This is a genomic window from Psychrobacillus sp. FSL K6-2843 (genome assembly GCF_038626375.1).
GTDB classification, from domain to species: Bacteria; Bacillota; Bacilli; order Bacillales_A; family Planococcaceae; genus Psychrobacillus; species Psychrobacillus faecigallinarum.
In genome coordinates, this window is the sequence record NZ_CP152021.1 from 606,424 (window position 1) to 627,140 (window position 20,717).

25 protein-coding genes and 1 pseudogene are annotated in these 20,717 nt (G+C 39.4%); 15 read left to right on the forward strand and 11 right to left on the reverse strand.

Annotation, left to right across the window (positions count from 1 at the left end):
- Positions 1 to 26: 26 nt before the first annotated feature.
- Positions 27 to 470 (forward strand): GNAT family N-acetyltransferase, encoded by a 444-nt coding sequence (locus MKY94_RS02960; RefSeq protein WP_144539817.1) that lies wholly within the window; start codon positions 27 to 29, stop codon positions 468 to 470.
- A 71-nt stretch (positions 471 to 541) separates the two neighbouring features.
- On the opposite strand, the gene MKY94_RS02965 is transcribed toward MKY94_RS02960, so the two are convergent.
- From MKY94_RS02965 to MKY94_RS02985, 5 genes are all read right to left on the reverse strand, one after another.
- Positions 542 to 1,882 (reverse strand): YjiH family protein, encoded by a 1,341-nt coding sequence (locus tag MKY94_RS02965; RefSeq protein ID WP_144539815.1) that lies wholly within the window; start codon positions 1,880 to 1,882, stop codon positions 542 to 544.
- Between the two features lie 102 nt (positions 1,883 to 1,984).
- Complete coding sequence (gene bshB2 / locus MKY94_RS02970; protein ID WP_340862592.1) at positions 1,985 to 2,671, reverse strand: bacillithiol biosynthesis deacetylase BshB2; 687 nt, start codon at positions 2,669 to 2,671, stop codon at positions 1,985 to 1,987.
- 12 nt (positions 2,672 to 2,683) lie between these two features.
- Entirely contained in the window at positions 2,684 to 3,034 is a 351-nt protein-coding gene (locus tag MKY94_RS02975; protein WP_144539811.1) for a YojF family protein, read from the reverse strand.
- Between the two features lie 148 nt (positions 3,035 to 3,182).
- Positions 3,183 to 4,016 carry a bifunctional hydroxymethylpyrimidine kinase/phosphomethylpyrimidine kinase gene (gene thiD, locus MKY94_RS02980; protein WP_144539809.1) on the reverse strand — a complete coding sequence of 278 codons (834 nt, stop codon included), beginning with the start codon at positions 4,014 to 4,016 and terminating at the stop codon, positions 3,183 to 3,185.
- Positions 4,017 to 4,205: 189 nt separating this feature from the next.
- The gene (locus MKY94_RS02985; protein ID WP_154311537.1) at positions 4,206 to 4,463 is read right to left on the reverse strand and encodes a hypothetical protein; all 258 of its coding nucleotides are present in this window, start codon (positions 4,461 to 4,463) and stop codon (positions 4,206 to 4,208) included.
- 100 nt (positions 4,464 to 4,563) lie between these two features.
- Here MKY94_RS02985 and MKY94_RS02990 point away from each other — a divergent pair, with 100 nt between their 5' ends.
- From MKY94_RS02990 to MKY94_RS03010, 5 genes are read left to right on the forward strand one after another with little or no spacing between them, the layout of a single operon-like run.
- Positions 4,564 to 5,322 (forward strand): DUF4230 domain-containing protein, encoded by a 759-nt coding sequence (locus MKY94_RS02990; protein ID WP_342577963.1) that lies wholly within the window; start codon positions 4,564 to 4,566, stop codon positions 5,320 to 5,322.
- Between the two features lie 4 nt (positions 5,323 to 5,326).
- Positions 5,327 to 5,980: a uracil-DNA glycosylase gene (locus MKY94_RS02995; RefSeq protein ID WP_144539804.1), complete on the forward strand. Its 654-nt coding sequence runs from the start codon at positions 5,327 to 5,329 to the stop codon at positions 5,978 to 5,980.
- 35 nt (positions 5,981 to 6,015) lie between these two features.
- A complete protein-coding gene (locus tag MKY94_RS03000; RefSeq protein WP_154311535.1) occupies positions 6,016 to 6,192 on the forward strand; it encodes a uracil-DNA glycosylase in 177 nt (58 codons plus the stop codon).
- Positions 6,192 to 6,452 carry a YwdI family protein gene (locus tag MKY94_RS03005; RefSeq protein ID WP_144539801.1) on the forward strand — a complete coding sequence of 87 codons (261 nt, stop codon included), beginning with the start codon at positions 6,192 to 6,194 and terminating at the stop codon, positions 6,450 to 6,452. Before MKY94_RS03000 ends, MKY94_RS03005 begins: the two co-directional genes overlap by 1 nt.
- Positions 6,453 to 6,474: 22 nt before the next feature.
- On the forward strand, positions 6,475 to 6,855 hold the full coding sequence (locus tag MKY94_RS03010; RefSeq protein WP_144539799.1) for a DUF423 domain-containing protein: 381 nt from the start codon (positions 6,475 to 6,477) through the stop codon (positions 6,853 to 6,855).
- A gap of 183 nt (positions 6,856 to 7,038) precedes the next feature.
- On the opposite strand, the gene gerQ is transcribed toward MKY94_RS03010, so the two are convergent.
- The 3 genes from gerQ to hemQ all read right to left on the reverse strand — a co-directional run bounded on the left by gerQ (position 7,039) and on the right by hemQ (position 8,696).
- Complete coding sequence (gene gerQ, locus MKY94_RS03015) at positions 7,039 to 7,398, reverse strand: spore coat protein GerQ (protein ID WP_144539797.1); 360 nt, start codon at positions 7,396 to 7,398, stop codon at positions 7,039 to 7,041.
- A gap of 19 nt (positions 7,399 to 7,417) precedes the next feature.
- A complete protein-coding gene (locus tag MKY94_RS03020; protein ID WP_222123076.1) occupies positions 7,418 to 7,843 on the reverse strand; it encodes a cell wall hydrolase in 426 nt (141 codons plus the stop codon).
- Positions 7,844 to 7,946: 103 nt separating this feature from the next.
- Positions 7,947 to 8,696, reverse strand: a complete 750-nt coding sequence (gene hemQ, locus MKY94_RS03025) for a hydrogen peroxide-dependent heme synthase (RefSeq protein WP_144539795.1) — start codon at positions 8,694 to 8,696, stop codon at positions 7,947 to 7,949.
- Between the two features lie 150 nt (positions 8,697 to 8,846).
- On the opposite strand from hemQ, the gene pta reads away from it, so the two are divergent.
- Both pta and MKY94_RS03035 read left to right on the forward strand, forming a co-directional pair.
- Positions 8,847 to 9,791, forward strand: a complete 945-nt coding sequence (gene pta / locus MKY94_RS03030; protein WP_144539793.1) for a phosphate acetyltransferase — start codon at positions 8,847 to 8,849, stop codon at positions 9,789 to 9,791.
- Between the two features lie 20 nt (positions 9,792 to 9,811).
- Positions 9,812 to 10,642 carry a biotin/lipoate A/B protein ligase family protein gene (locus MKY94_RS03035; protein WP_340863953.1) on the forward strand — a complete coding sequence of 277 codons (831 nt, stop codon included), beginning with the start codon at positions 9,812 to 9,814 and terminating at the stop codon, positions 10,640 to 10,642.
- 131 nt (positions 10,643 to 10,773) lie between these two features.
- Here MKY94_RS03035 and MKY94_RS03040 read toward each other — a convergent pair whose 3' ends face one another.
- A complete protein-coding gene (locus tag MKY94_RS03040; protein WP_144539791.1) occupies positions 10,774 to 11,397 on the reverse strand; it encodes an RsfA family transcriptional regulator in 624 nt (207 codons plus the stop codon).
- A gap of 156 nt (positions 11,398 to 11,553) precedes the next feature.
- Here MKY94_RS03040 and MKY94_RS03045 point away from each other — a divergent pair, with 156 nt between their 5' ends.
- From MKY94_RS03045 to MKY94_RS03055, 3 genes are all read left to right on the forward strand, one after another.
- Positions 11,554 to 11,781: a DUF1450 domain-containing protein gene (locus tag MKY94_RS03045; protein WP_144539789.1), complete on the forward strand. Its 228-nt coding sequence runs from the start codon at positions 11,554 to 11,556 to the stop codon at positions 11,779 to 11,781.
- Positions 11,782 to 11,915: 134 nt separating this feature from the next.
- Positions 11,916 to 13,211: an HD domain-containing protein gene (locus MKY94_RS03050; protein ID WP_144539787.1), complete on the forward strand. Its 1,296-nt coding sequence runs from the start codon at positions 11,916 to 11,918 to the stop codon at positions 13,209 to 13,211.
- 13 nt (positions 13,212 to 13,224) lie between these two features.
- On the forward strand, positions 13,225 to 13,740 hold the full coding sequence (locus MKY94_RS03055; RefSeq protein ID WP_144539785.1) for a YwgA family protein: 516 nt from the start codon (positions 13,225 to 13,227) through the stop codon (positions 13,738 to 13,740).
- Between the two features lie 19 nt (positions 13,741 to 13,759).
- Here the strand turns inward: MKY94_RS03055 and MKY94_RS03060 are convergent, their stop codons facing one another.
- The gene (locus tag MKY94_RS03060) at positions 13,760 to 13,945 is read right to left on the reverse strand and encodes a 2-hydroxymuconate tautomerase (RefSeq protein WP_144539783.1); all 186 of its coding nucleotides are present in this window, start codon (positions 13,943 to 13,945) and stop codon (positions 13,760 to 13,762) included.
- A 67-nt stretch (positions 13,946 to 14,012) separates the two neighbouring features.
- Here MKY94_RS03060 and MKY94_RS03065 point away from each other — a divergent pair, with 67 nt between their 5' ends.
- Both MKY94_RS03065 and MKY94_RS03070 read left to right on the forward strand, forming a co-directional pair.
- The gene (locus MKY94_RS03065) at positions 14,013 to 14,528 is read left to right on the forward strand and encodes a YwhD family protein (protein ID WP_144539781.1); all 516 of its coding nucleotides are present in this window, start codon (positions 14,013 to 14,015) and stop codon (positions 14,526 to 14,528) included.
- Positions 14,529 to 15,324: 796 nt separating this feature from the next.
- Positions 15,325 to 15,689: pseudogene (locus tag MKY94_RS03070) on the forward strand (transposase); the annotation flags it as partial.
- A gap of 327 nt (positions 15,690 to 16,016) precedes the next feature.
- Here the strand turns inward: MKY94_RS03070 and MKY94_RS03075 are convergent.
- Positions 16,017 to 18,125, reverse strand: a complete 2,109-nt coding sequence (locus MKY94_RS03075; RefSeq protein WP_342577964.1) for a PBP1A family penicillin-binding protein — start codon at positions 18,123 to 18,125, stop codon at positions 16,017 to 16,019.
- 143 nt (positions 18,126 to 18,268) lie between these two features.
- On the opposite strand from MKY94_RS03075, the gene speE reads away from it, so the two are divergent.
- Entirely contained in the window at positions 18,269 to 19,102 is an 834-nt protein-coding gene (gene speE, locus MKY94_RS03080) for a spermidine synthase (protein ID WP_144539777.1), read from the forward strand.
- 4 nt (positions 19,103 to 19,106) lie between these two features.
- A complete protein-coding gene (gene speB / locus MKY94_RS03085) occupies positions 19,107 to 19,979 on the forward strand; it encodes an agmatinase (protein WP_144539775.1) in 873 nt (290 codons plus the stop codon).
- Positions 19,980 to 20,717: the final 738 nt, after the last annotated feature.

The following is a 20,717-nucleotide window of genomic DNA, read 5'->3' on the forward strand; positions in this document are numbered from 1 at the left end:
CCATCCATTATAAAGGAGAGAGAAGTATGGAAATATTCCAAGCTACCATTGAAGATTTAGAAGGTATGTCAAATTTATTTAATCTTTATCGCATATTTTATCAGCAGGAGTCAGATATAGAAGGTGCAAAAACCTACATAAAAAAACGTTTAGTAAATGAAGATTCGGTCATATTTGTAGTAAGAGATCGAGAAGTCTACGTTGGTTTTACACAACTATATCCTACATTTTCATCAGTATCTATGAAAAGAACTTGGATTTTAAATGACTTATATGTAGACAAAACAGCCAGAAAAAAAGGAGTAGGAGAAATGCTCTTACAAAAAGCAAAAGATTATGCTATTGAAACAGGAGCAAAAAGCATTAGTCTATCTACAGCAATAGACAATTATGCTGCACAGAGACTATATGAAAAAAGTGGATACACTAAGGATTCTCAATTTTATCAGTATGAGTTAAATCTGATATAACATAGGAAATACCGCTTAAAGTGTCCAGCAGATAATAAAAAAACGCTTGGAGTTTTCCAAGCGTTTTCCTTTTAAAACAATAGATGTGCGACTACCGCAATGATAGGGAATGAAATCAGTGTACGCAATAAGAAAATTACAATTAAGTCTTTAAAGTTAACCGGAATTTTAGAGCCAAGTAATAATCCACCAACTTCGGACATGTAAATCAACTGAGTAACTGACATAGTTGCTATAAAGAATCTCGTTAGCTCAGATTCAATTGAAGCACCTAGAATAGTAGGAAGGAACATATCCGCAAAGCCAACTACCATTGTTTGTGCAGCTGCTGCAGCCTCTGGTATTCCAAATAACAGGAGCAGTGGCTCAAATGGTTTACCTAATATCGTAAAGAATGGTGTGTACTCAGCTAGCATCAATGCAATTGTTCCAAATGCTAGTACGACTGGAGCAACACCTATATACATATCAATGACATTCTTTATACCATCTGAAAAAAATCTTTTAACAGAACGGTTTTTATTAGCTGTATTTAACGCATTTTCTAAACCATGTGTTAGAGCATTATAATTTTCTGGATATTTCTCTGCTTCTAGGTCTAATGGGCGACCGTCTATATGAACTTCTTCTTTGCCTGCTAATGGATAAATTCGTGGCATTATAAATGCAAGTACCACACCACAAAGCAGGACAGTTAAGTAATAGGGTGCGAAATACTTTTCTAACCCGACTTGTTCAAGTACGACAATACAGAAGGTGATGGAAACAACTGAAAAAGTGGAGCCAATAATAGCCGCTTCTTTTTTTGTGTAATAGCCTTCCTCATATTGTCTGCTTGTTAACAAGACACCAATGGTTCCATCTCCAACCCAAGAAGTAAGTGCATCTACAGCGGAGCGTCCTGGAAGCTTAAATAATGGACGCATAATTTTAACCATCATCGTCCCAAAAAACTCTAATAAACCAAAATTCAATAGAAGAGGCAGTAATAGACCTGCAAATAGGAAAATTGTAAACAGGAAGGAAACCAGCCCATCAGGTGCTAGTAAAAGTCCTCCCGTATTTTCGCTCCAAATAACCTCGGGACCAATTTGGAAAATGATTAATACAGAAAAAACTGCACCGACTACTCGGGTGATTGTCCAAAATATAGAAACCTTAAATAGGTTATTAATAAACGAATTGTTCTTTGGAATAAACAAAAAAACTAGAGAACCAATAGCCGCAATAAACAAAGTGATAAGGGCGACCCAATGCACGATCGGTTCAAGTACTCCTGATAATAGGCTCGCAAACCATGCGATAGGAATTTTAACTTCTCCACCAATCGGTAGCGGGATCATGAAAAGGATGACACCAGCTATAGAAGGGAGAAGAAATAAAAGCCAAGTAAATAAGCTAAATTTTTTCAAGTGAAGGCCAACTTTCTTTTTGAATAATTATGCAAGAAATAGGTGTTTTACACATGATAATTCATTCCAGAAGGTAAGTCTATAGCTGGTAAAAATGTTCCATTATTCGAAATCTTTATTGAAATCGTATGTGTAGAACCGCTCAAAGTGTAGCCAATTTTCAGCTTCTGGCTCTCCATCAGCTAAACGTTTTTCCATTTCCTCTAGCATCCAAGCTGTTTGGGAAATGTGTGCTCGCATAGAGCCCATTTTTTCCTCACTTGATCCAGAAATATCATGGATTATATCTGGCTCGCCTAACACTTCTTTTGAATCGTTTGAAAATGCTAGTGCGTATACCTTTGGACGTTGTTCTTCTGGCATTCTACGAACTGCGCGAATCATTGCTCTTCCGGTTGCATCGTGATCTGGATGCACGGCATAGTTAGGATAGAATGTAATGACCAAAGAAGGATTCGTATCAGCGATTAAATCCTCCATCATTTTGACCATCTTTTCATCATCTTCGAATTCTACTGTCTTGTCTCGAAGACCCATCATTCGTAGGTCTGTAACTCCCATAGACTTTGCTGAGGCAAGCAACTCCTGCTTACGAATTTGTGGCAATGTCTCGCGAGTTGCAAAAGGAGGGTTCCCAAGGTTTCGACCCATTTCCCCTAAAGTTAGGCAAGCGTAAGTCACAGGGACTCCTTGTTTCACATAAGTAGCTATTGTTCCAGAAACTCCGAAAGCCTCGTCATCTGGGTGAGGGAATACGACCAAGACAGATCGTTCCATTGGTAAATTCATTTTTATTCCTCCTTAATATGTAAATGGTGTTTTGCTTATTTCAAGAGCTACAGCAAGCTTTCCACTTTGGTCGTGTCCAGCCATTAGCAGTCTACCGTGCTCATCTAATTCATAATGAGTGATCCCTTGTGCATAGACCCATCCGTGAGGAAGCTTTAGTCCAACACGATGAGGAGCTTCTCCAGCTACTTTTCCAAGCTCATAGCGAATCATTACATTCCGAATAAATGCACCTGCATTAAACACATTTTCGTTGAAATGAGTAGCATATGCACCATTTGTCGTTTCCAAATGTATATACACATCCTCATTTGCAAAGCTATTTAATAATTCTTGTAGTCGTTCCATATTCACTAGTTCCATACTTTCATTGCCTCCTAGCATACTGTCTTTTAATAGTATAATGAAAAACAGTTCATCAAGCGAATGATTGAACCGTTGTTTATATTACGTAATCTTATATGATGTAAAAACTCGCAAAGCCTCGTTAGACTTTGCGAGTGGAGGAGTATCAAACTGTAGTAGTTGTTACTTCTGGGGCACCGAATTTTCCTTTGGCACCATGAAGAACTGGTCCCACGTATTGGTTCAGCTTCCATCCATGTGCAATTGCGGCAGCCACAAATTCTTTAGCTTTCAACACCGCATCTGCTACAGAAAGGCCATTTGCTAAGTTTGCTGTAATAGCAGCTGCAAATGTACAACCAGCACCATGATTATAAGTAGTTTCTGTTTTCTCTGTTTCTAACAGTGTGTGAGTTTGTCCGTCATAGAAAAGATCAACCGCTTTATCGTGAGCCAGTTGTTTTCCACCCTTGATGACTACATTTTTAGCGCCAAGTGAATGAATTTTCTCAGCGGCTGCCTTCATATCTTCAATAGATTTAAGTGTTCCTAATCCTGACAGCTGACCAGCTTCAAATAAATTAGGGGTTACTACAAGTGCACGAGGTAACAAATGAGTAATCATTGCGTCTACTGTCCCAGGATTCAAAACCTCGTCTTCTCCCTTACAAACCATAACAGGATCTATAACGATACTAGTAACTCCAGATTTCTCGATAATATTGCCGGTTTCTTCGATAATTTCTTCCGTACTTAGCATCCCAGTTTTAATGGCATCGACGTTTGTAGATAACGCTGTTTTAGCTTGACGTTTAATCTCATCTACTGGAAGGGAAAATACTCCATGACTCCAATTATTATCTGGATCCATTGTAGCTATCACTGTAAGAACATTTATCCCGTAGGTTCCGTGTTCCTGGAATGTTTTTAAGTCAGCTTGTATCCCAGCACCACCTGAAGTATCAGAACCTGCAATTGTTAATGTTTTTTTTATTGTCATGTGAAGTTCTCCTTTTTACTTAAAAGTTGATTGTTTTTTTAGATAAGAAAATCAAAGTTGATCTAGCTCTGAGCGCTTAGTCCCTAGTGGAAAGAGGAACTGCCTCCTCACTTTTCCCCATTTGCTTGTCGGGGCAGAAATAGGCGCTTGCGCTTTTCTTCATTGTATCAGATAGGTATGAAAATTCAATTAAGGTAGCTTTGGGGCTGTCCATAGTTTAAACAATATGAAAGCAAATACCAGAGCGACCATAAAAGTGATAATCGAACCTATGAAAATTTCGTTATAATATAGAGAGATAGACAAAAATAATAAGAAACATATAAAAATTATTGTACCCAGTAAAAAACAACCTATCCCAATATTATTTGCCTTGGCAGGAACGTTATTGTTTACTGCAGCTTCTTCAAGTTTTTTCAATTTTTCTCGATTTTGAAAATCTGCCATATGCATTTCCCCTTTTTACCATCGTATCATTGGGCGGATTAGTTGTTAATAGAGAAACTTTTCTTTACTGTAAACGTATTAGATTAATAGGAAGAGAGGGATGGACTTGCACAAAGATGATAAGATTCGAGAAATGGAAAAGCTTCTTAAGGAATTGAAGGCCCAAAATGAGGAAAGTGCAGCTACAATTGTAGAAGAGAGACCGAAAAGAAGTTTTAAGCTTTGGAGTATTCCTCTATTTTTCTCTAGATTTAAATTTAAAACTGTTCTATTCCTCTCTGTTATTGCTTTCTTACTAATTGCTGGTTTACCATTCGCAGCATTTTGGGCAATTCAAGGGAGCACCTTTACAGAAACAAAGGGGTCATTTGTAGAAAGGGTGCAGGGGCTAAATGAATTATCCACTGCACAGGCATATACAAAGGTAATAATTGAACGACAAGATAATGCGGTTTTTGGAAAAGAAATTGGACTAGATTTACCAGGGACAAAGAGACAGCTTTTAGTTGTAGTTCCAGGGTCAGTTAAAGCTGGTGTTGATTTTTCGGAGGTGACCGAATCAGATATTAAGGTAGATGAAGAAAACAAGACTGCTGTTTTAACAATGCCTAAGCCGGAATTTTTAGGAGGTCCAGAAATACTCTTCGATCAAGTAGAGGTGTTTTCCTACGAGGGATTATTTCGAGAAAAGGCCGATATTGAAGAGGCGTATGAACTAGCCTCGACTGCCAAGGAAATGATGATTGAAGAATCTACTGGACAAGGAATTCTCGAGCTAGCAGAAGAAAATGCTATAAAAGCTGTACAGGAAATGTTCCAGCTCATCGAATATGATGTACAAGTACAATTTGAGGAGTGACGCTATGACTAGCTGGAAAGAGGTTTTAGGAGAAGAATGGGAAAAGTCTTACTTCCAAGAGCTACAATCCTTTCTGGATAAGGAATATGCCGAACATACGATTTTTCCTCCCAGAGAAGAAATAGGGAGCGCTTTCCTTTTAACTCCATATGAAGAAGTAAAGGTGGTCATTTTAGGGCAAGACCCATACCACGGTCCTGGACAGGCTCACGGTTTAAGCTTTTCTGTGAAGCCGGGAGTTAAAGTTCCACCAAGCTTGCGAAATATGTTAAAGGAGCTAGAAGAGGATTTAGGTTGTCCTATTCCATCGAATGGACATCTGGAAAAATGGGCAAAGCAAGGTGTTTTATTATTAAACACAGTTTTGACAGTAAGAGCGGGAGTTGCAAATTCTCACAAAGGAATGGGCTGGGAACGTTTCACAGATACAGTCATTCAGAAACTTTCCGATCGTGAAAAGCCTATCATTTTTGTACTATGGGGAAAGCCTGCTCAAGCTAAGATGAAAATGATAGACACACCGAGGCACCATATCATTCAATCGACTCACCCTAGTCCTTTGAGTGCTCACAGAGGCTTTTTAGGGAGCAGACCCTACTCACAAATTAATGCGAAGCTACAAGAGTGGAATGACAAGCCAATCGATTTTTGCCTCTGACTATGCTAATATAACTTAAGAAAGTAGGGAGTAAATTGGCTGTAAATTGCTTTAGATGTCGTCATTTTTTTACAACCTGGGATGCAAACCATCCACGTGGCTGTAAGGCGTACCAGTTTAAAACAAAGGAGCTCCCATCTGCATTAGTAAAAAAATCTTCAGGTGTGGAATGCTTAAAATTTGAACTAAAGCAAGTGGAGGGGCGTAAATAATGATTTCCAATAGACAGATTTTGCTGCAAATAGAAAAACAGCTTCAGGAGGCAAAGGCAGTCTCAGGAGACCAATCAATCCGAGAAAGTCTTGCTGCTATCAAAGCTTTATGTGACGTAGCACTTACTGTGCCACTCTCAGAGAGCCCAAATGTGCATGTGCCTTCTACTATGATGGTTACCAAAAGCAATGTGTTAACTGCACCTTCCACCACTCTAAAGGAAGAGGATGCAAACGGAGAATCACTATTTGACTTTTAACAATAGAAAGTAGGGAAAGACCTTGAAATTTTTCATCATCGCAGGTGCTATCAATGGATTCCTATCGGTAGCCCTAGGTGCCTTTGGCGCCCATTTATTAGAAGGTAGAGTCGCAGACAAGTATTTAGCAACATGGGAAACTGCCGTTCAATATCAAATGTTTCATGCTCTAGCGCTAGTAGCCATTGGTATCTTGATGAGCAGTAAAGTATGGGGGTCTGTGTCGCAGCTAAACACGGCGGGTTATCTTATACTTGCAGGAATTATTATTTTCTCGGGAAGTCTTTATATCCTTAGCTTAACGGGCATTAGTGTCCTAGGCGCAATCACACCAATTGGTGGCGTAGCATTCCTAGCAGGTTGGATAATGCTAATAGTTGCAGCGGCAAAATACGCAAATTAATAAATAAATTAAGGCAGGCTCTGGAGAAAGAAGAGTCTGCCTTTTTTATATGCACGTGCTTAAGAAGGGGAATAGGTGAACAGACAGTGTAAAAGCAAATGTTACCGTGGGGGATGCTTGCATTAGATATATATTTTGCTCATGAGAAAAGGCTTACTCTAAGAAAGAATAAGCCATACATTTTTAGTAGTAATTTATTTCTTCATCAAATGTCGCATAATCAAAGTAAATCATTAACATTAAGTAACGTTTGCCATTTTGATCGCTGAGAATAACGTGGTCGCGTCCAGCAGCCTCTACATACCCAGTCACTATTACATTGTTTCTTGTTGCATTGTTTTCAAAAGTAAAATAGAACGTGCCTAATTTTCCTCTGTTTGCTCTTAAGATGTTTTCAACATAGGATTCTTCTTGGCGTCCGCCAGCGGGTATTTGCACACCTGGAGTATACTGCTGTTGTTGACCAGGAATTTGCTGTGCTTGTTGTCCTTGTTGATATTGCTGATTTGGATAGCTACCAGGGTACCAATAATACTGAACCATTTATACATCCTCTCTGTTTTTAAATCTCTGGACATTCCTCTGCAGTAGGTGAAAAGAAGCAATGTGCTTTGAAACGCCCAGTATTCCATTGACCATACCATTGAGCAGGACATGGCGTATTCTCACCTGGATCAAAAAACCAGAGTGATCTAGTAGCCGGATGAAAACGCTCACCGTTGACCACTCGCTGTGCTAATCTTATGTCGGCATCTCTTGCGCGCTGGTAAAAATATGGCTTAGTAGTAGCTTCAAAACCACCCGGGCGTTGAAAAACCATTTCTTCGAGGTTTCGTATATTCTCAAAATCTAAACAAGCAGTACGAACTCGATTAACGCCAACATTACCGACCATCAACATTCCTAGCTCGCCTTCCCCCTCCGCTTCTGCCCGCATTAGCCTTGCTAGTAGGTCGATTTGTTTGGATGTAGCCTTAACTACTGCCAATGCATCACCTCCTACATTAAACTATGTAAATGCATGACCTAACATGACAAATTTTGCAGATAAAAAAAGACCACCAAACGGCGGCCTTTTCCATATATTCCAATTATAGATTGAAGAAAGTAGAACGTTTTTCCCCTTCTAAAATAGTACCAACGAAGAATGAACCGAATTCTCCATATCGGGCACTTACTTCATCAAAGCGCATTTCATAAACTAATTTCTTAAATTGAAGTACATCATCTGAGAATAATGTTACTCCCCATTCGAAATCGTCAAAGCCAACAGAACCAGAGATAATTTGTTTTACTTTTCCAGCATAGCTTCGACCGATCATTCCGTGGCTGCGCATTAATTCTTTGCGTTGTTCCATTGGAAGCATATACCAGTTATCATTACCTTCACGGCGTTTGTCCATTGGGTAGAAGCAAACGTATTGAGAACGCTGAAGTTGTGGATATAGTCGTGATCGCACATGTGGATTTTGATAAGGATCTTCATTTGATTCACCAGACAGGTAATTAGATAATTCTACTACTGATACGTAAGAATATGCAGGAAGCGTAAAGTCCGCGATTGTAAGTTTGTTGAATCGTGCCTCTAGCTCTTGTAATTCATCCATAGTTGGACGTAACGTCATTAACATAAAGTCTGCTTTTTGGCCAACAATAGTATAGAAAGCATGCGCTCCGGTTTTTGCATCATCTGCTTGTTGTAATTCATCTAAAAATGCAACAAATTCATCTGTTGCTTGTTTACGAAGTTCAGGATCTACTTGTTTCCATGATGCCCAATCCATTTGTCGGAAATCATGTAAAACGTACCAACCATCTAATGTAATAGCTGCTTCATTCATTATTATGACACTCCCTTTAATAAATATTTCGCATATTTAGTTTACCACACCCGAATTTAGAATTCCCTTATTTGCCCCATTTTAGAATGACATAATGTGACAAACTCGTGTATGCTTATTCTATAAATAATCCTTAAAGGAGGCGTAGTTATGGCAGATTTATTTGAAGAAATAAAAGATAGGCTAAGAGGCAAAAACATATCTATAATTTTACCTGAGGGAAATGATGAGAGAATCATCGAGGCAGCGTTGAAGTTACAGAAAGAGGGAGTAATTCACCCAATCGTAATAGGCAGTGGTGCAGAAATTACACCTGAACTAGAAGTATTAAATCCTAAAACTTATGAATATATGGACGAGCTTGTGAATGCATTTGTCGAAAGAAGAAAAGGTAAAGCGACACCTGAGCAAGCACAAGAGATATTAATGGATGTCAATTATTTCGGTACGATGCTTGTGTACACAAAAAAAGCTCATGGCTTAGTTAGTGGAGCTGCCCACACAACAGCTGAAACTGTTCGGCCTGCATTGCAAATTATCAAGACAAAGCCTGGTGTATCTAAGACGAGTGGAGCATTTTTAATGGTAAAGAATGACACTCGTTATATTTTTGCAGACTGCGCAATCACTATTGCTCCTACAAGTGAGGATTTAGCAGAAATAGCGATAGAGGGAGCAAAAACAGCTGCTGCCTTTGGTATAAAGCCGAAAGTAGCTATGCTATCCTTTTCAACAAAAGGTTCTGCGAAATCAGAGGAAACGGAAAAGGTCGTTCAAGCGACTATTCTGGCTAAAGAAAGAGCTCCTCATTTGTCGATAGAAGGAGAGCTGCAATTCGATGCAAGCGTTGTTCCTTCTATTGCAGATAAGAAGGCACCAGGTGCTGAGGTTAGAGGAGATGCGAGTGTCTTTGTTTTCCCATCTCTGGAAGCAGGAAATATAGGTTATAAAATCGCAGAACGTCTTGGAGAATTTGAAGCAATAGGGCCGATTCTACAAGGATTAAATGCCCCTGTGAATGATTTATCTCGAGGCTGTAATGCAGAAGATGTATACAAGCTTGCTTATATTACGGCAGCTCAAGCACTAGATTAAGGAGAATAGGAATGTCAGAAATAGATGTTTTATTGGAGCAAAATGCATGGCGCTTTTGGGACCAATCACTGAGTGGGAAAAGCCGTTCAGCGTTAGAATCCTTTGCAGCGGACGATTTACTTTGTCATGTGGTGGGACAAGGACAATCACCGGCAACTGTTCGCACATGGATACATGATCAAACAGTTGTGATGGGAATCCAGGATCATCGGCTACCGTTTGTTGAAGACGCCCAAGATTTCTTGCGTACACGTGGCTACAATCCGATTGTTCGAAATTCAGGAGGACTGGCGGTTGTGTTGGATGAAGGTGTTTTAAATATATCAATCGTGCTATCCGAAAAAAATCAATCCATAGATATATCGACCGGATACGAAGTTATGTTGGCGTTTGTCCAGCTACTTTTTCCAGAGGCAGAAGGTAAAATAGAAGCTTATGAAATTGTAGGATCCTATTGTCCAGGTTCCTATGATTTAAGTATCGAGGGCAAGAAATTTGCTGGAATTTCACAACGAAGGCTAAGACAGGGAATTGCCGTTCAAGTATATCTTTGTGTGGAAGGAAGCGGAAGCGAACGAGCCCGCCTAATCCAAGAGTTTTACAGTATTGGCATCCAGGGAGAGGAAACTAAGTTTACTTACCCACAGATTAAACCAGATGTAATGGCCTCTCTCAATGAGTTATTGGAAACAAACTTTAGCGTGCAAGATATCGTAATACGCATACAGAGGTTACTACAGCATCTGTCCAAACAAGTAATCTCGCAATCACTTACCCAAGAGGAAGCGGAATTATATCACTTCTATTTAGAAAGAGTGCTAAAGCGAAACCAAAAAATGCTAGAAGGATGAAGAACGGCATAGTTTCTTAGTCTTTGGCTAGCGTTCACAAAGTATTAGTTTCTATGATCGGCTACTTGCTTGTTATACTTGTATAGACCAATAAAAGATTTTAGATAAACATAGAAAAAACCACCAATCGATTAAACGGTTGGTGGTTCTTTTGTTACTAGATTGCCGTTTTTCTCCATTTGAAATACTGGAACAGCTGGCATCTCTTCATCATTTAAAGTTACTAGACGTCGAGCGCGGTTCATAATCTGAACAAATTGCTCGTAATCTTGTTTAATCGCTGCGTTTTCTTTTTCAAGTTTTGCAAGCTCGCTTTCTAACTTACGAATCTTTTCGTTCGAAATAGTTGCCATATGGCGGTATCTAGAAATATCTGAATCACTGTGCTGTAAACGTACTAGATAAGCAATAATTATATCTATGGATAATGCTGAAACAGGAATAGATTGAGTGCGTTCTCCTTCTTCCTGAGGCTTAGCTAAGTATATTCCATTTCCTCTACGACGATAATCCTTACCTAAAATACGTAGCTTTTCTTTACGTTCTTTCTTTGCATCCTTTAGCTCTGTTTCATATTGATGGCGAACTACTGCATTCCATCTAAACCCACAGGCTGCGGCAGTACGATTTAACTCGTCACCTGCTTCTTCAAATGCGTTTAGCTGAGTACTACCTTCTCGAACGTGTCTTAACACTAATTCTGCTAACAATTCATCGTTTTCTCTCATCCATGCGTCTTGTCTTATCTTTACCATGTTTGTCCTCCTACCATGTTCATAGTTTCGTTGTTCTATTAACATCATGGACAACATATCGCTCTTTTATTCACGTAATTTACACTTGATAGCAATATAAACTTTAAGATACAATGACGTGTAGACAATATCTATTTATAGAAAGGGTTGTGTACTATGGCAAACCATTTTCGAGTTTGCGATGAGTGTCAGGCCGTTAACCTAAAAACATTAATTCCAAAACTAAAAGCAATCGATCCAGAGGCAGAGGTTGAAATAAAAGAATGTCAGTCATACTGTGGCCCTGGCCGCAAGAAGACATTTGCTTTTATTAATAATCGTCCAGTAGCAGCTTTAACCGAAGACGAATTAATGGAGAAAGTACGCGCCAAGCTGGAGTCATAATAATAGACATTCTTTGCAAGAAGGTTATCCTATATGTATTGAACTATTGCCGCCTTTTCATAAGCGGCTTTTTTCTTTATACTTAATAGTTAATAGTAATTAGCTTTTTTTATATAGAGACTGGAGGGTGACAAATGAGCTATGCTACACAAAAGCTAGCAGAAGAAAAAGTATTTAAAGATCCAGTCCATCGTTATATTCATGTACGCGACCAAGTGATTTGGGATGTAATCGGCGCTAAGGAGTTCCAAAGGCTTCGACGTATTAAACAGCTGGGCACTACCTATCTAGTATTCCATGGTGCAGAGCATAGCAGATTTAATCATTCACTAGGTGTATATGAAATTGTACGACGAATCGTGGACGATAGTTTTGAAGGAAGACCTGCGTGGGACCCCTCTGAAAGACTGGTAGTTTTGTGTGCAGCACTTCTACATGATTTAGGTCATGGACCATTTTCTCATGCATTTGAAAATGTTTTTGGCTTGGACCATGAGGAATTTACGAAACAAATCTTACTTGGAGATACAGAGGTAAATGAAATTCTTTCAAGGGTGAGCGATGACTTTCCACAAAAAGTGGCGGATGTCATTGGTAAAACGTATCCGAATAAACAAGTTGTAAGCTTAATCTCCAGTCAAATAGATGCAGATCGTATGGATTACTTGCAAAGAGATGCTTATTTTACCGGGGTAAGCTATGGGCATTTCGATATGGAGCGGATTTTACGAGTTATGCGTCCGTTAGATGATCAAGTGGTTATCAAATCTACTGGGATGCACGCAGTGGAAGATTATATTATGAGTCGTTATCAAATGTATTGGCAAGTATATTTTCATCCAGTTTCCAGAAGTGCAGAAGTTATTTTAACGAAAATTTTACATCGTGCGAAAGCGTTAAGTGAAACTGGTTATGCCTTTGAACAGCAGCCTACTCACTTTTTGCGTTTTTTTGATAATAGCTTTACCCTACAGGATTACCTTGCGCTAGATGAGGGAGTTTTATTGACTTATTTCCAACTATGGATGAACGAGAAGGATTCTATCCTATCTGATTTGTGTAATCGCTTTGTGAATCGTAAGCTGTTCCAATATATAGAGTTTGATTTGGCTAAGGATTACGTAAAAATGAAGGAGTTAGAGCAGCTATTTAAACGGGCTGGAATCGATCCAGAGTATTACTTAGTATTTGATTCGTCCTCCGATTTACCTTACGATTTTTATCGTCCAGGGGAAGAGGGAGAACGTATTCCTATTCACCTTCAAATGCCAAATGGAGAAATTAGAGAGCTCTCTCGCCAGTCAGAGGTAGTAGAGGCTATTTCAGGGAAAAGACGCACAGACCATAAATTATATTTTCCCGAGGACTTCTTAACAGCAGATGGCAAGAAGAAGGCATTAAAGAAACAGATACTCGATTTACTAAAATAGAGGTGGGTTTGTATTGTTAGAGGAACATGCAAAAATTGTACAATTTATCGGAGCAGCAGACGGGATCACGGGAAGAAAGAAACTACAGAAAATGGTCTATATTGCTAAGAAGTTGCAGTTTCCATATAAAGAGAAATATGATTTTCATATTTATGGGCCATACTCAGAAGAGTTAACATTACGTGTAGAGGAGCTTTGTAATATGGGCTTCTTGCAGGAGGAACGACAAGACAAAGGCTCGTATGTCCAATACAAATATCAAATGACGGATGCAGGGGAACATTTTATGGAAATGGCTCAGGTACCTGAGGCAAGTCCAGCATTGAAGATATGCATTGAGCAAATGAAAGAAAAAAGCTCCCGTTTTCTAGAGCTAGTTTCTACGCTATTATACTTTGAGAACTTTCCAAAGGAAGAACAAATAGAAAAAGTTCACGTTGTAAAAGGGAAATTGAATTACACAGAGGAAGAAATTGAAGAGGCTTTCTCTTTTGTGATGAATTTGATGAATGAAAAAGCTATCCACTAGGGATAGCTTTCTAAGGTAATTATTTATCGCTTAAAAGAGTACCAGCTACAGCGTAATGGTTTTTAGGCATCTCTTCGATGAACACAACTACATTCTCAACGGGTGCATTAGTTGTTTCTGCAACTACCTCAGTCACTTTTTCTACTAATGCGCGTTTTTGGTCATCGGAACGACCTTCTAACATTTTTACAGTTACATATGGCATTTCGTTACCTCCTTTGTAGAAATTATCAGTATACTTAACATCATAACAGAGTGAAAGGAGTTTACGCATGACTAATGAAGAAAAACCAAAACAAAAAGTAGGATTTACAATTATAAAAAATGACCCAACAGACGGGCATAAGGGATTTGGAATTGGCTCTCTATCTCTAGAGAACGTATCTCCAGTCATTATAGATATAGAAGAAGGCACAGCAAAAGTAGAAATAGGTGCCATGCATGCTAGAAGCGATACAGAAAGAGGCATCAAGTTTACTACAAATCGTGAGGATTCCGAAGGCGGTAAGCCCTATTGGCTAGTCTGGGTAACAATTGACCATAAAGCGGACGGACCATATTACGCGGGAGTAGCAGCATGTGAGATGGTGGTTAATCGGGAGAAGCGACGTGGCTATAAGATTTTAGCAGACCATGTAAATCGAATGGATAAATCGATGAAACGACAAATTTTAGTCGATTTTATGGACAATCGCTCAAAAGAAATCTTAAAGAGTTTCCTACAATCCCATAACCTAGAAATCTGGGAAAGAAGCGATATCAAGCTTCACCAAGACCTTGAGATATGATATTAAAATAATTTATAGTTCAATTCGATTATAATTTAGTCCGTTTAGGTGGTTGAATAAATCGAAAAAAGAAAGTACAATTTACTTAAAGCTTACTTCACAGTAATGCTAGGACACTTAGTAATATGAGTAAGTAGCGGGCTGGGAAGCATTGTGAAACCCAATCCAAAACATTCCTACCTTAAGCAGAAAGTTATACTAAGAAAAAGCTTTTCACTCTCTTAGGAGGGTGGAAGGCTTTTTATTTTGTGCTAAATTAGCATATGCTTCTTCAAAGGTGCTTATCTAGCCTCAGTGTATATGCTGATTGCTTGAAAAATAAAGAATACATTTGTTTGATTTTCGCTCTTTGCGAACCCGTTCGGCGGGGGAGAGTGCTTGCTGCATGTTATTACAATGAGTAGAAGTTAGTCACTTCATCTAAAAAAGGGACTAAGTAATCTTTTATGGAGTAGTTACAATTTCATTTATTGTACTTATTAAAACTGAACTTTCGATTATGAGTAATCTTACAAATGTAAAAGAGCTGCAAAACGCTTGCAGCTCTCATACTGTAGACAAACACCATGAATTTTGGTGTTTTGCCTACAATCTTTTTTCTTTTAAGAGATAAAGCTAGAAATGTTGATCTCGGCTGCGAGAGGACGCTTTCCGCGGGCACGGCTTCAGCCGCTTCCCTCGCTACGCTCAGTCCAGGGTCTTCAGCTCGCGCTATTCCCGCTGGAGTCGCCGCTCTCCGCTCCAATCAACAGTGCTTCCTATTAAAGGAATGAGGGGATGGATAGGATGACCAAGAATCAAACTCAATGAACGCGAACAGTTGGAGATACTGACCATAGAGCAGTTGGTTCCTAAAGACCATCTGGTGCGCAAACTGGATGCGACAATTGATTTCTCCTTTATCTATCGATTAGTTGAAGATCTTTACTCAACCATTGGGAGACCCAGCATAGATCCTGTAGTACTGAGCCAGGTGACATTCATCTATTACACCTTTGGTATCCGTTCCATACGCCAGACAAACAAGGAAATTGAAACGAATGTGGCATACCGTTGGTTTCTAGGCTTCGGCTTTCATACAGAGTTTCCTCACTTCTCCTGTTCGGTAAAAACTATGTCATACGTTTCGCAGATACTGATCAGTTCGAGCAGATCTTACATACCGATCAACCACAAAGGAAGGATAGTGCACGCATAGTAAGAATCACCAAAAAATGATTCAATGCCACATTTGGCATGGCTACCTGGATGTAGCTGAAGACTTGCGACACAACCATTAAAGAAGTATATGGAAAGAGTAAAGAAAAGCATGGTATACGATGGACAACCCTAAAGGAATTAAAAAAATTGTCCATGCAGGCGATGCTGACTTTTGCTGCCTTAAATTCTAAGAAACTAGCCGGTTTGACATGGAAAACCAAACCTGGCGTAATAAGAACCAAAATGATAAGCTGCAAAATGCTTGCAGCTCATTTTTACTAATACGTTTTAATTTCCAAAGAAGGGGAAGGGGAAGATAGACCATGGCTCATCATTGTCTCCGTTTTCATCCGCTGTAAGATCTTCAAAGGTATGCTGTTTCAACCGTGGATCCGTACAAAGCTGTTTCGGAACATCCTTCTCCTTTAAGTAAATAAGTCTCTGCTTATCGCAATCAGCTGTTGCAATTCCGCCAGTTTCAATGTCAACTATGACTCCTCGAACTCCCGCTGGAGCAATAAACGGTTCTTCTGGCAATCCGCGATGAACCAGCTCCATAAACTCAATCCAAACCTGCTTGGTCACCTGCTTTGCTTCGGCATCGCTTACAGCTTTTCCTTGATCGTAGCCGTTCCAAACCCCAGTAGTAAGCTGAGGGGAGAAGCCGATTAAATATTGGTCAGTATTGGTTGTTCCTGATTTAGCCGCGTAAGGACGAGTTTGTTTTGCACGAATGCTAATACCAGTTGCCGGGGAGTAATCATTAAAGGTAGGATCAAAGGTTCCTGTCATTAAGTGAGACAAAACAAATGCATCCTCTTCTAATAGCACCTTCTTACCCTTACGTTTTTCCTCTGTGACGTCATACAATACTTTTCCATCATTGTCAGTAATCTTAGTAATATAGGTTGGTTGCATCTGAACCCCTTTATCCGATATTGTGTTATAAACCTTTGTCATGTCTAGTAAGGATACTTCTGGTGTTCCTAAGGCAACGGCAGGAGTATGGTCAATTTCCATATTGATATTAAAGCGCTCGACCAATTGTTCTAAAGGCTTATAGCCTATTTGCTCCAATGTTTTAACAGCATAGATATTATCAGAGATGGCAATAGCCTGAGCCATGGAAATAGGATGATTAGCAAACTCTCCATTTACATTTTTGGGCTCGTATTCTCTACGTCCGTTATCATAGGTAAATATTGTTCGTTCACTTTTTAAATAGGTCAATGGAGAAAATCCATTTTCTAGAGCAGCAGCAAATAATAAAGGTTTAATCGTTGAACCAGGCTGCCTTTTTGCCTGTGTAACCCGGTTAAAGGGACTTTCTGTAAAGCTTCGTCCCCCAACCATAGCAGTAATGTAACCTGTTTTTGGTTCCATGCTGACGAATCCAACTTGTAGCTCGCCCTCAGGCATCCATTTTTTTATAGTTTCTTCAGCTGCCTGTTGATGTTTTTGATTTAATGTGGTCGTAATCGTCCAACCGCCCTCTTCAATACGGCGCCCCTTGCTCTCTACAATATTTGTTGCTTCCTTCCATACCTCTTCTAAAAAATATGGTGCTGTCTTTTTAGTAACTACTGATTCCTCGGTTTTTAATACAAAATGCTCTTGATTTGCATGTTCTTTTTGCTCAGCAGTGATAAACTGCTGATTATTCATAAGTTGTAAGATTAGCTTTTGACGATTGACTGCTTTTTCCTCATTAACTAAAGGGGAGTAATGGGTAGGACCTTTTGGAATTCCCATAAGAAGAGCAGACTCTGCTAGAGTTAAAGACTTAGCGCTCTTCCCAAAATAAAACCTGCTTGCAGCCTCTACTCCGTACATCCCATGTCCAAAGTAAACAGTGTTCAAATAGCCCTCTAGAAGTTCATCCTTCTCGTAGAAAATTTCTAACCGATAGGCATATAATGCTTCATTCAATTTACGAGTCCATGATTTTTCGTGGGTTAAAAATACATTACGAGCATATTGCTGAGTAATTGTACTGGCTCCCTCTACTTTTTTGCCAGCCTTTACGTCTTTTAGAAGAGCCGAGGCAATCCGAGAATAATCAAATCCATTATGCTCATAAAATTCCTGGTCCTCAACAGAAATAGTAGCCTGAGGTATGAAAGGCGACATTTCATCAAGAGATACCCAGTATCTACGTTGATCCTCAAAGCGGTCTCCAATAACATTATCCTGACTGTCTAAAAAAACAGAGGAAATAGGAACTTGTATTATAGGGGCACCAACAATTTGAGCGTAAATGCGAAGAGTGACCAGAGCACTTAAAACTGCACAGCTTGCGGCAATTCCTAACAAAAATACTCTTTTTACTCTTTTACTTCGAGTTGCCTTCTTTTTATATTGCGAGCGCTTCAAAAAATCCACCCCGTTTTCATCCATGTTTCTATCAGTATGAGAACAATAGATTCAAATTAAACGGGAAAACAAAAAACTATTGCACTTTTGCCAAAAACCTCTATACTTTCTTTGTATTTACTTTTTTGATAAAGTAAAAGAATTATGTATTGGAAGGAGATAGATAAATGGCTGGATTTTGGTTTACAGAAAAGCAAACCGAGAATTTTGGCATCACAATGAAGGTGAAACGCACACTTCATACTGAGCAAACGGATTTCCAACTGTTAGAAATGGCAGAAACAGAAGAATGGGGTAACATGCTCTTTTTAGACGGAATGGTTATGACGTCTCAAAAGGATGAGTTTGTTTACCATGAAATGGTGGCACATGTTCCTTTATTTACACATCCAAACCCAGAAAACGTATTAGTTGTTGGTGGAGGAGACGGTGGAGTAATTCGTGAAATTATGAAGCATCCAAAAGTAAAAAAAGCGACACTTGTTGATATAGATGGAAAAGTAATAGAGTACTCAAAAAAATATTTACCAGAGATAGCTTGTGAATTAGAAAACCCTCGTGTAGATGTGCAGGTTGGAGACGGCTTCATGCATATTGCTGAGTCTGAAAACGAGTATGATGTTATTATGGTAGATTCAACAGAACCAGTGGGACCTGCAGTAAATCTATTTACAAAAGGATTCTATGCTGGTATTTCTAAAGCACTAAAAGAAGATGGTCTATTTGTTGCTCAATCGGACAACCCTTGGTTTAAGGCAGACTTAATCCGTCAGGTCCAAAAGGACGTAAAGGAAATATTCCCAATTACAAATATGTATTTAGCTAATATTCCTACGTATCCAAGTGGTCTTTGGTGCTTTACAATTGGCTCGAAGAAATATGATCCACTACAGGTTCCAGAGGAACAATTCTTCGATATTGATACAAAATATTATACAAAAGAGCTTCACAAAGCAGCATTCGTTTTACCGAAATTTGTGAAAGACCTTGCAGGAGAGTAAGCCCATGCGATTTGATGAAGCATACTCAGGCAATGTATTTATAAAAAGTAAGCAAAACTACGAAAAAGCTCAGGCAGTTATTTATGGTATGCCGATGGACTGGACAGTTAGCTACCGTCCAGGATCTCGTTTTGGGCCACAACGCATTAGAGAGGTTTCTATCGGGCTAGAGGAATATTCGCCATATCTTGATAGAGAGCTAGATGACGTAAACTATTTCGATGCAGGGGATATCCCTCTTCCATTTGGAAACGCAGCGAAAAGCCTCGAGCTAATCGGTGATTACATTCGTCAATTGTTACAAGATGGGAAAATTCCAGTTGGCATGGGCGGAGAGCATTTAGTCTCTTGGCCAGTAATGAAAGCTGTGGCAGACAAATATGATAATTTAGCAATTATCCACATGGATGCTCACACCGATTTACGTGTGGAATATGAAGGCGAGCCACTATCTCACTCAACTCCAATCCGTAAAATTGCAGAATATATTGGTCCAAAAAACGTCTACTCATTTGGAATTCGTTCTGGAATGAAGGAAGAGTTCGACTGGGCTAAAGAAAATGGCATGCAAATCGCCAAATTTGAAGTGCTAGAGCCATTGAAGGAAGTACTTCCGACACTAGAGGGTCGTCCGGTCTATGTAACAATTGATATCGATGTGCTTGACCCAGCACACGCACCAGGAACAGGAACTGTAGACTGTGGAGGAATAACAAGCCGCGAGCTGCTAGCCTCCATCCATGCTATCGCAAACTCAGGTGTTAACGTAGTAGGCTTCGACCTTGTAGAAGTAGCCCCAATCTACGACCAATCGGAGCAAACCGCAAACACTGCATCGAAGCTAATGAGAGAAATGCTACTAGGATGGGTTAAATAGAAAATAGTCTCCATTATTCTGCGTAGCTGAACAAAGTGAAGCGGAAGCAAACCGCCAACACTGCATCGAAGCTAATGAGAGAAATGCTACTAGGATGGATTAAATAGAAAATAGTCTCCCTTATTCTGCGTAGCTGAACGAAGTGAAGCGGAAGCAAACCGCCAACACTGCATCGAAGCTAATACGCGAAATGATTTTAGGATGGGTAAAGTAGAAAGTAAAATCTAAATGTATCTGCGACGAGCTGTGCGCAGGAGCAAACCGCAAACACTGCATCGAAGCTCCTACGCGAAATGATTTTAGGCTGGGTAAAGTAGAAAGTAATATTTAAATGTATCTGCGACGATCAGTACGCAGGAGTGCAATTTAATAAAGTATAAAAGTGATGTTCTTTAATGGACATCACTTTTTTTGTATTGAGTAAAATTAAAATGATATTTATAACTATTTATTCCATTACTCTAACAAACAGCTGCTAATAGTGTATAGTGTTTAAGGTTTAGTTGTAACTTAAGCGAAATTTAAGCTATAATATGAAGGTTATATTAACAAACTTCTTTTAAAAGTTATAATTAGTAATTAGGTTTGAATACTAACAATTGTTTAGTTGATTGTAGCGGCAGTCGGCGACTCCAGTGGGATGAGTGAGACAGATAAGACATCACAAACGCCGCGCAAGCGGCGGTGGTGGCTTATCGAACACCCCACGGAAAGCGCCCGACTAAAGCGGAAATCTGC

Bases quoted from the DNA above. Each gene is read 5' to 3' on its own strand.
- MKY94_RS02960 (WP_144539817.1), top strand. From the start codon at position 27: ATGGAAATATTCCAAGCTACCATTGAAGATTTAGAAGGTATGTCAAAT.
- bshB2 (WP_340862592.1), bottom strand. From the start codon at position 2,671: ATGAATTTACCAATGGAACGATCTGTCTTGGTCGTATTCCCTCACCCA.
- MKY94_RS02975 (WP_144539811.1), bottom strand. From the start codon at position 3,034: ATGGAACTAGTGAATATGGAACGACTACAAGAATTATTAAATAGCTTT.
- thiD (WP_144539809.1), bottom strand. From the start codon at position 4,016: ATGACAATAAAAAAAACATTAACAATTGCAGGTTCTGATACTTCAGGT.
- MKY94_RS02985 (WP_154311537.1), bottom strand. From the start codon at position 4,463: ATGGCAGATTTTCAAAATCGAGAAAAATTGAAAAAACTTGAAGAAGCT.
- MKY94_RS02990 (WP_342577963.1), top strand. From the start codon at position 4,564: ATGGACTTGCACAAAGATGATAAGATTCGAGAAATGGAAAAGCTTCTT.
- MKY94_RS02995 (WP_144539804.1), top strand. From the start codon at position 5,327: ATGACTAGCTGGAAAGAGGTTTTAGGAGAAGAATGGGAAAAGTCTTAC.
- MKY94_RS03005 (WP_144539801.1), top strand. From the start codon at position 6,192: ATGATTTCCAATAGACAGATTTTGCTGCAAATAGAAAAACAGCTTCAG.
- gerQ (WP_144539797.1), bottom strand. From the start codon at position 7,398: ATGGTTCAGTATTATTGGTACCCTGGTAGCTATCCAAATCAGCAATAT.
- hemQ (WP_144539795.1), bottom strand. From the start codon at position 8,696: ATGAATGAAGCAGCTATTACATTAGATGGTTGGTACGTTTTACATGAT.
- pta (WP_144539793.1), top strand. From the start codon at position 8,847: ATGGCAGATTTATTTGAAGAAATAAAAGATAGGCTAAGAGGCAAAAAC.
- MKY94_RS03040 (WP_144539791.1), bottom strand. From the start codon at position 11,397: ATGGTAAAGATAAGACAAGACGCATGGATGAGAGAAAACGATGAATTG.
- MKY94_RS03045 (WP_144539789.1), top strand. From the start codon at position 11,554: ATGGCAAACCATTTTCGAGTTTGCGATGAGTGTCAGGCCGTTAACCTA.
- MKY94_RS03050 (WP_144539787.1), top strand. From the start codon at position 11,916: ATGAGCTATGCTACACAAAAGCTAGCAGAAGAAAAAGTATTTAAAGAT.
- MKY94_RS03060 (WP_144539783.1), bottom strand. From the start codon at position 13,945: ATGCCATATGTAACTGTAAAAATGTTAGAAGGTCGTTCCGATGACCAA.
- MKY94_RS03065 (WP_144539781.1), top strand. From the start codon at position 14,013: ATGACTAATGAAGAAAAACCAAAACAAAAAGTAGGATTTACAATTATA.
- MKY94_RS03075 (WP_342577964.1), bottom strand. From the start codon at position 18,125: ATGGATGAAAACGGGGTGGATTTTTTGAAGCGCTCGCAATATAAAAAG.
- speE (WP_144539777.1), top strand. From the start codon at position 18,269: ATGGCTGGATTTTGGTTTACAGAAAAGCAAACCGAGAATTTTGGCATC.
- speB (WP_144539775.1), top strand. From the start codon at position 19,107: ATGCGATTTGATGAAGCATACTCAGGCAATGTATTTATAAAAAGTAAG.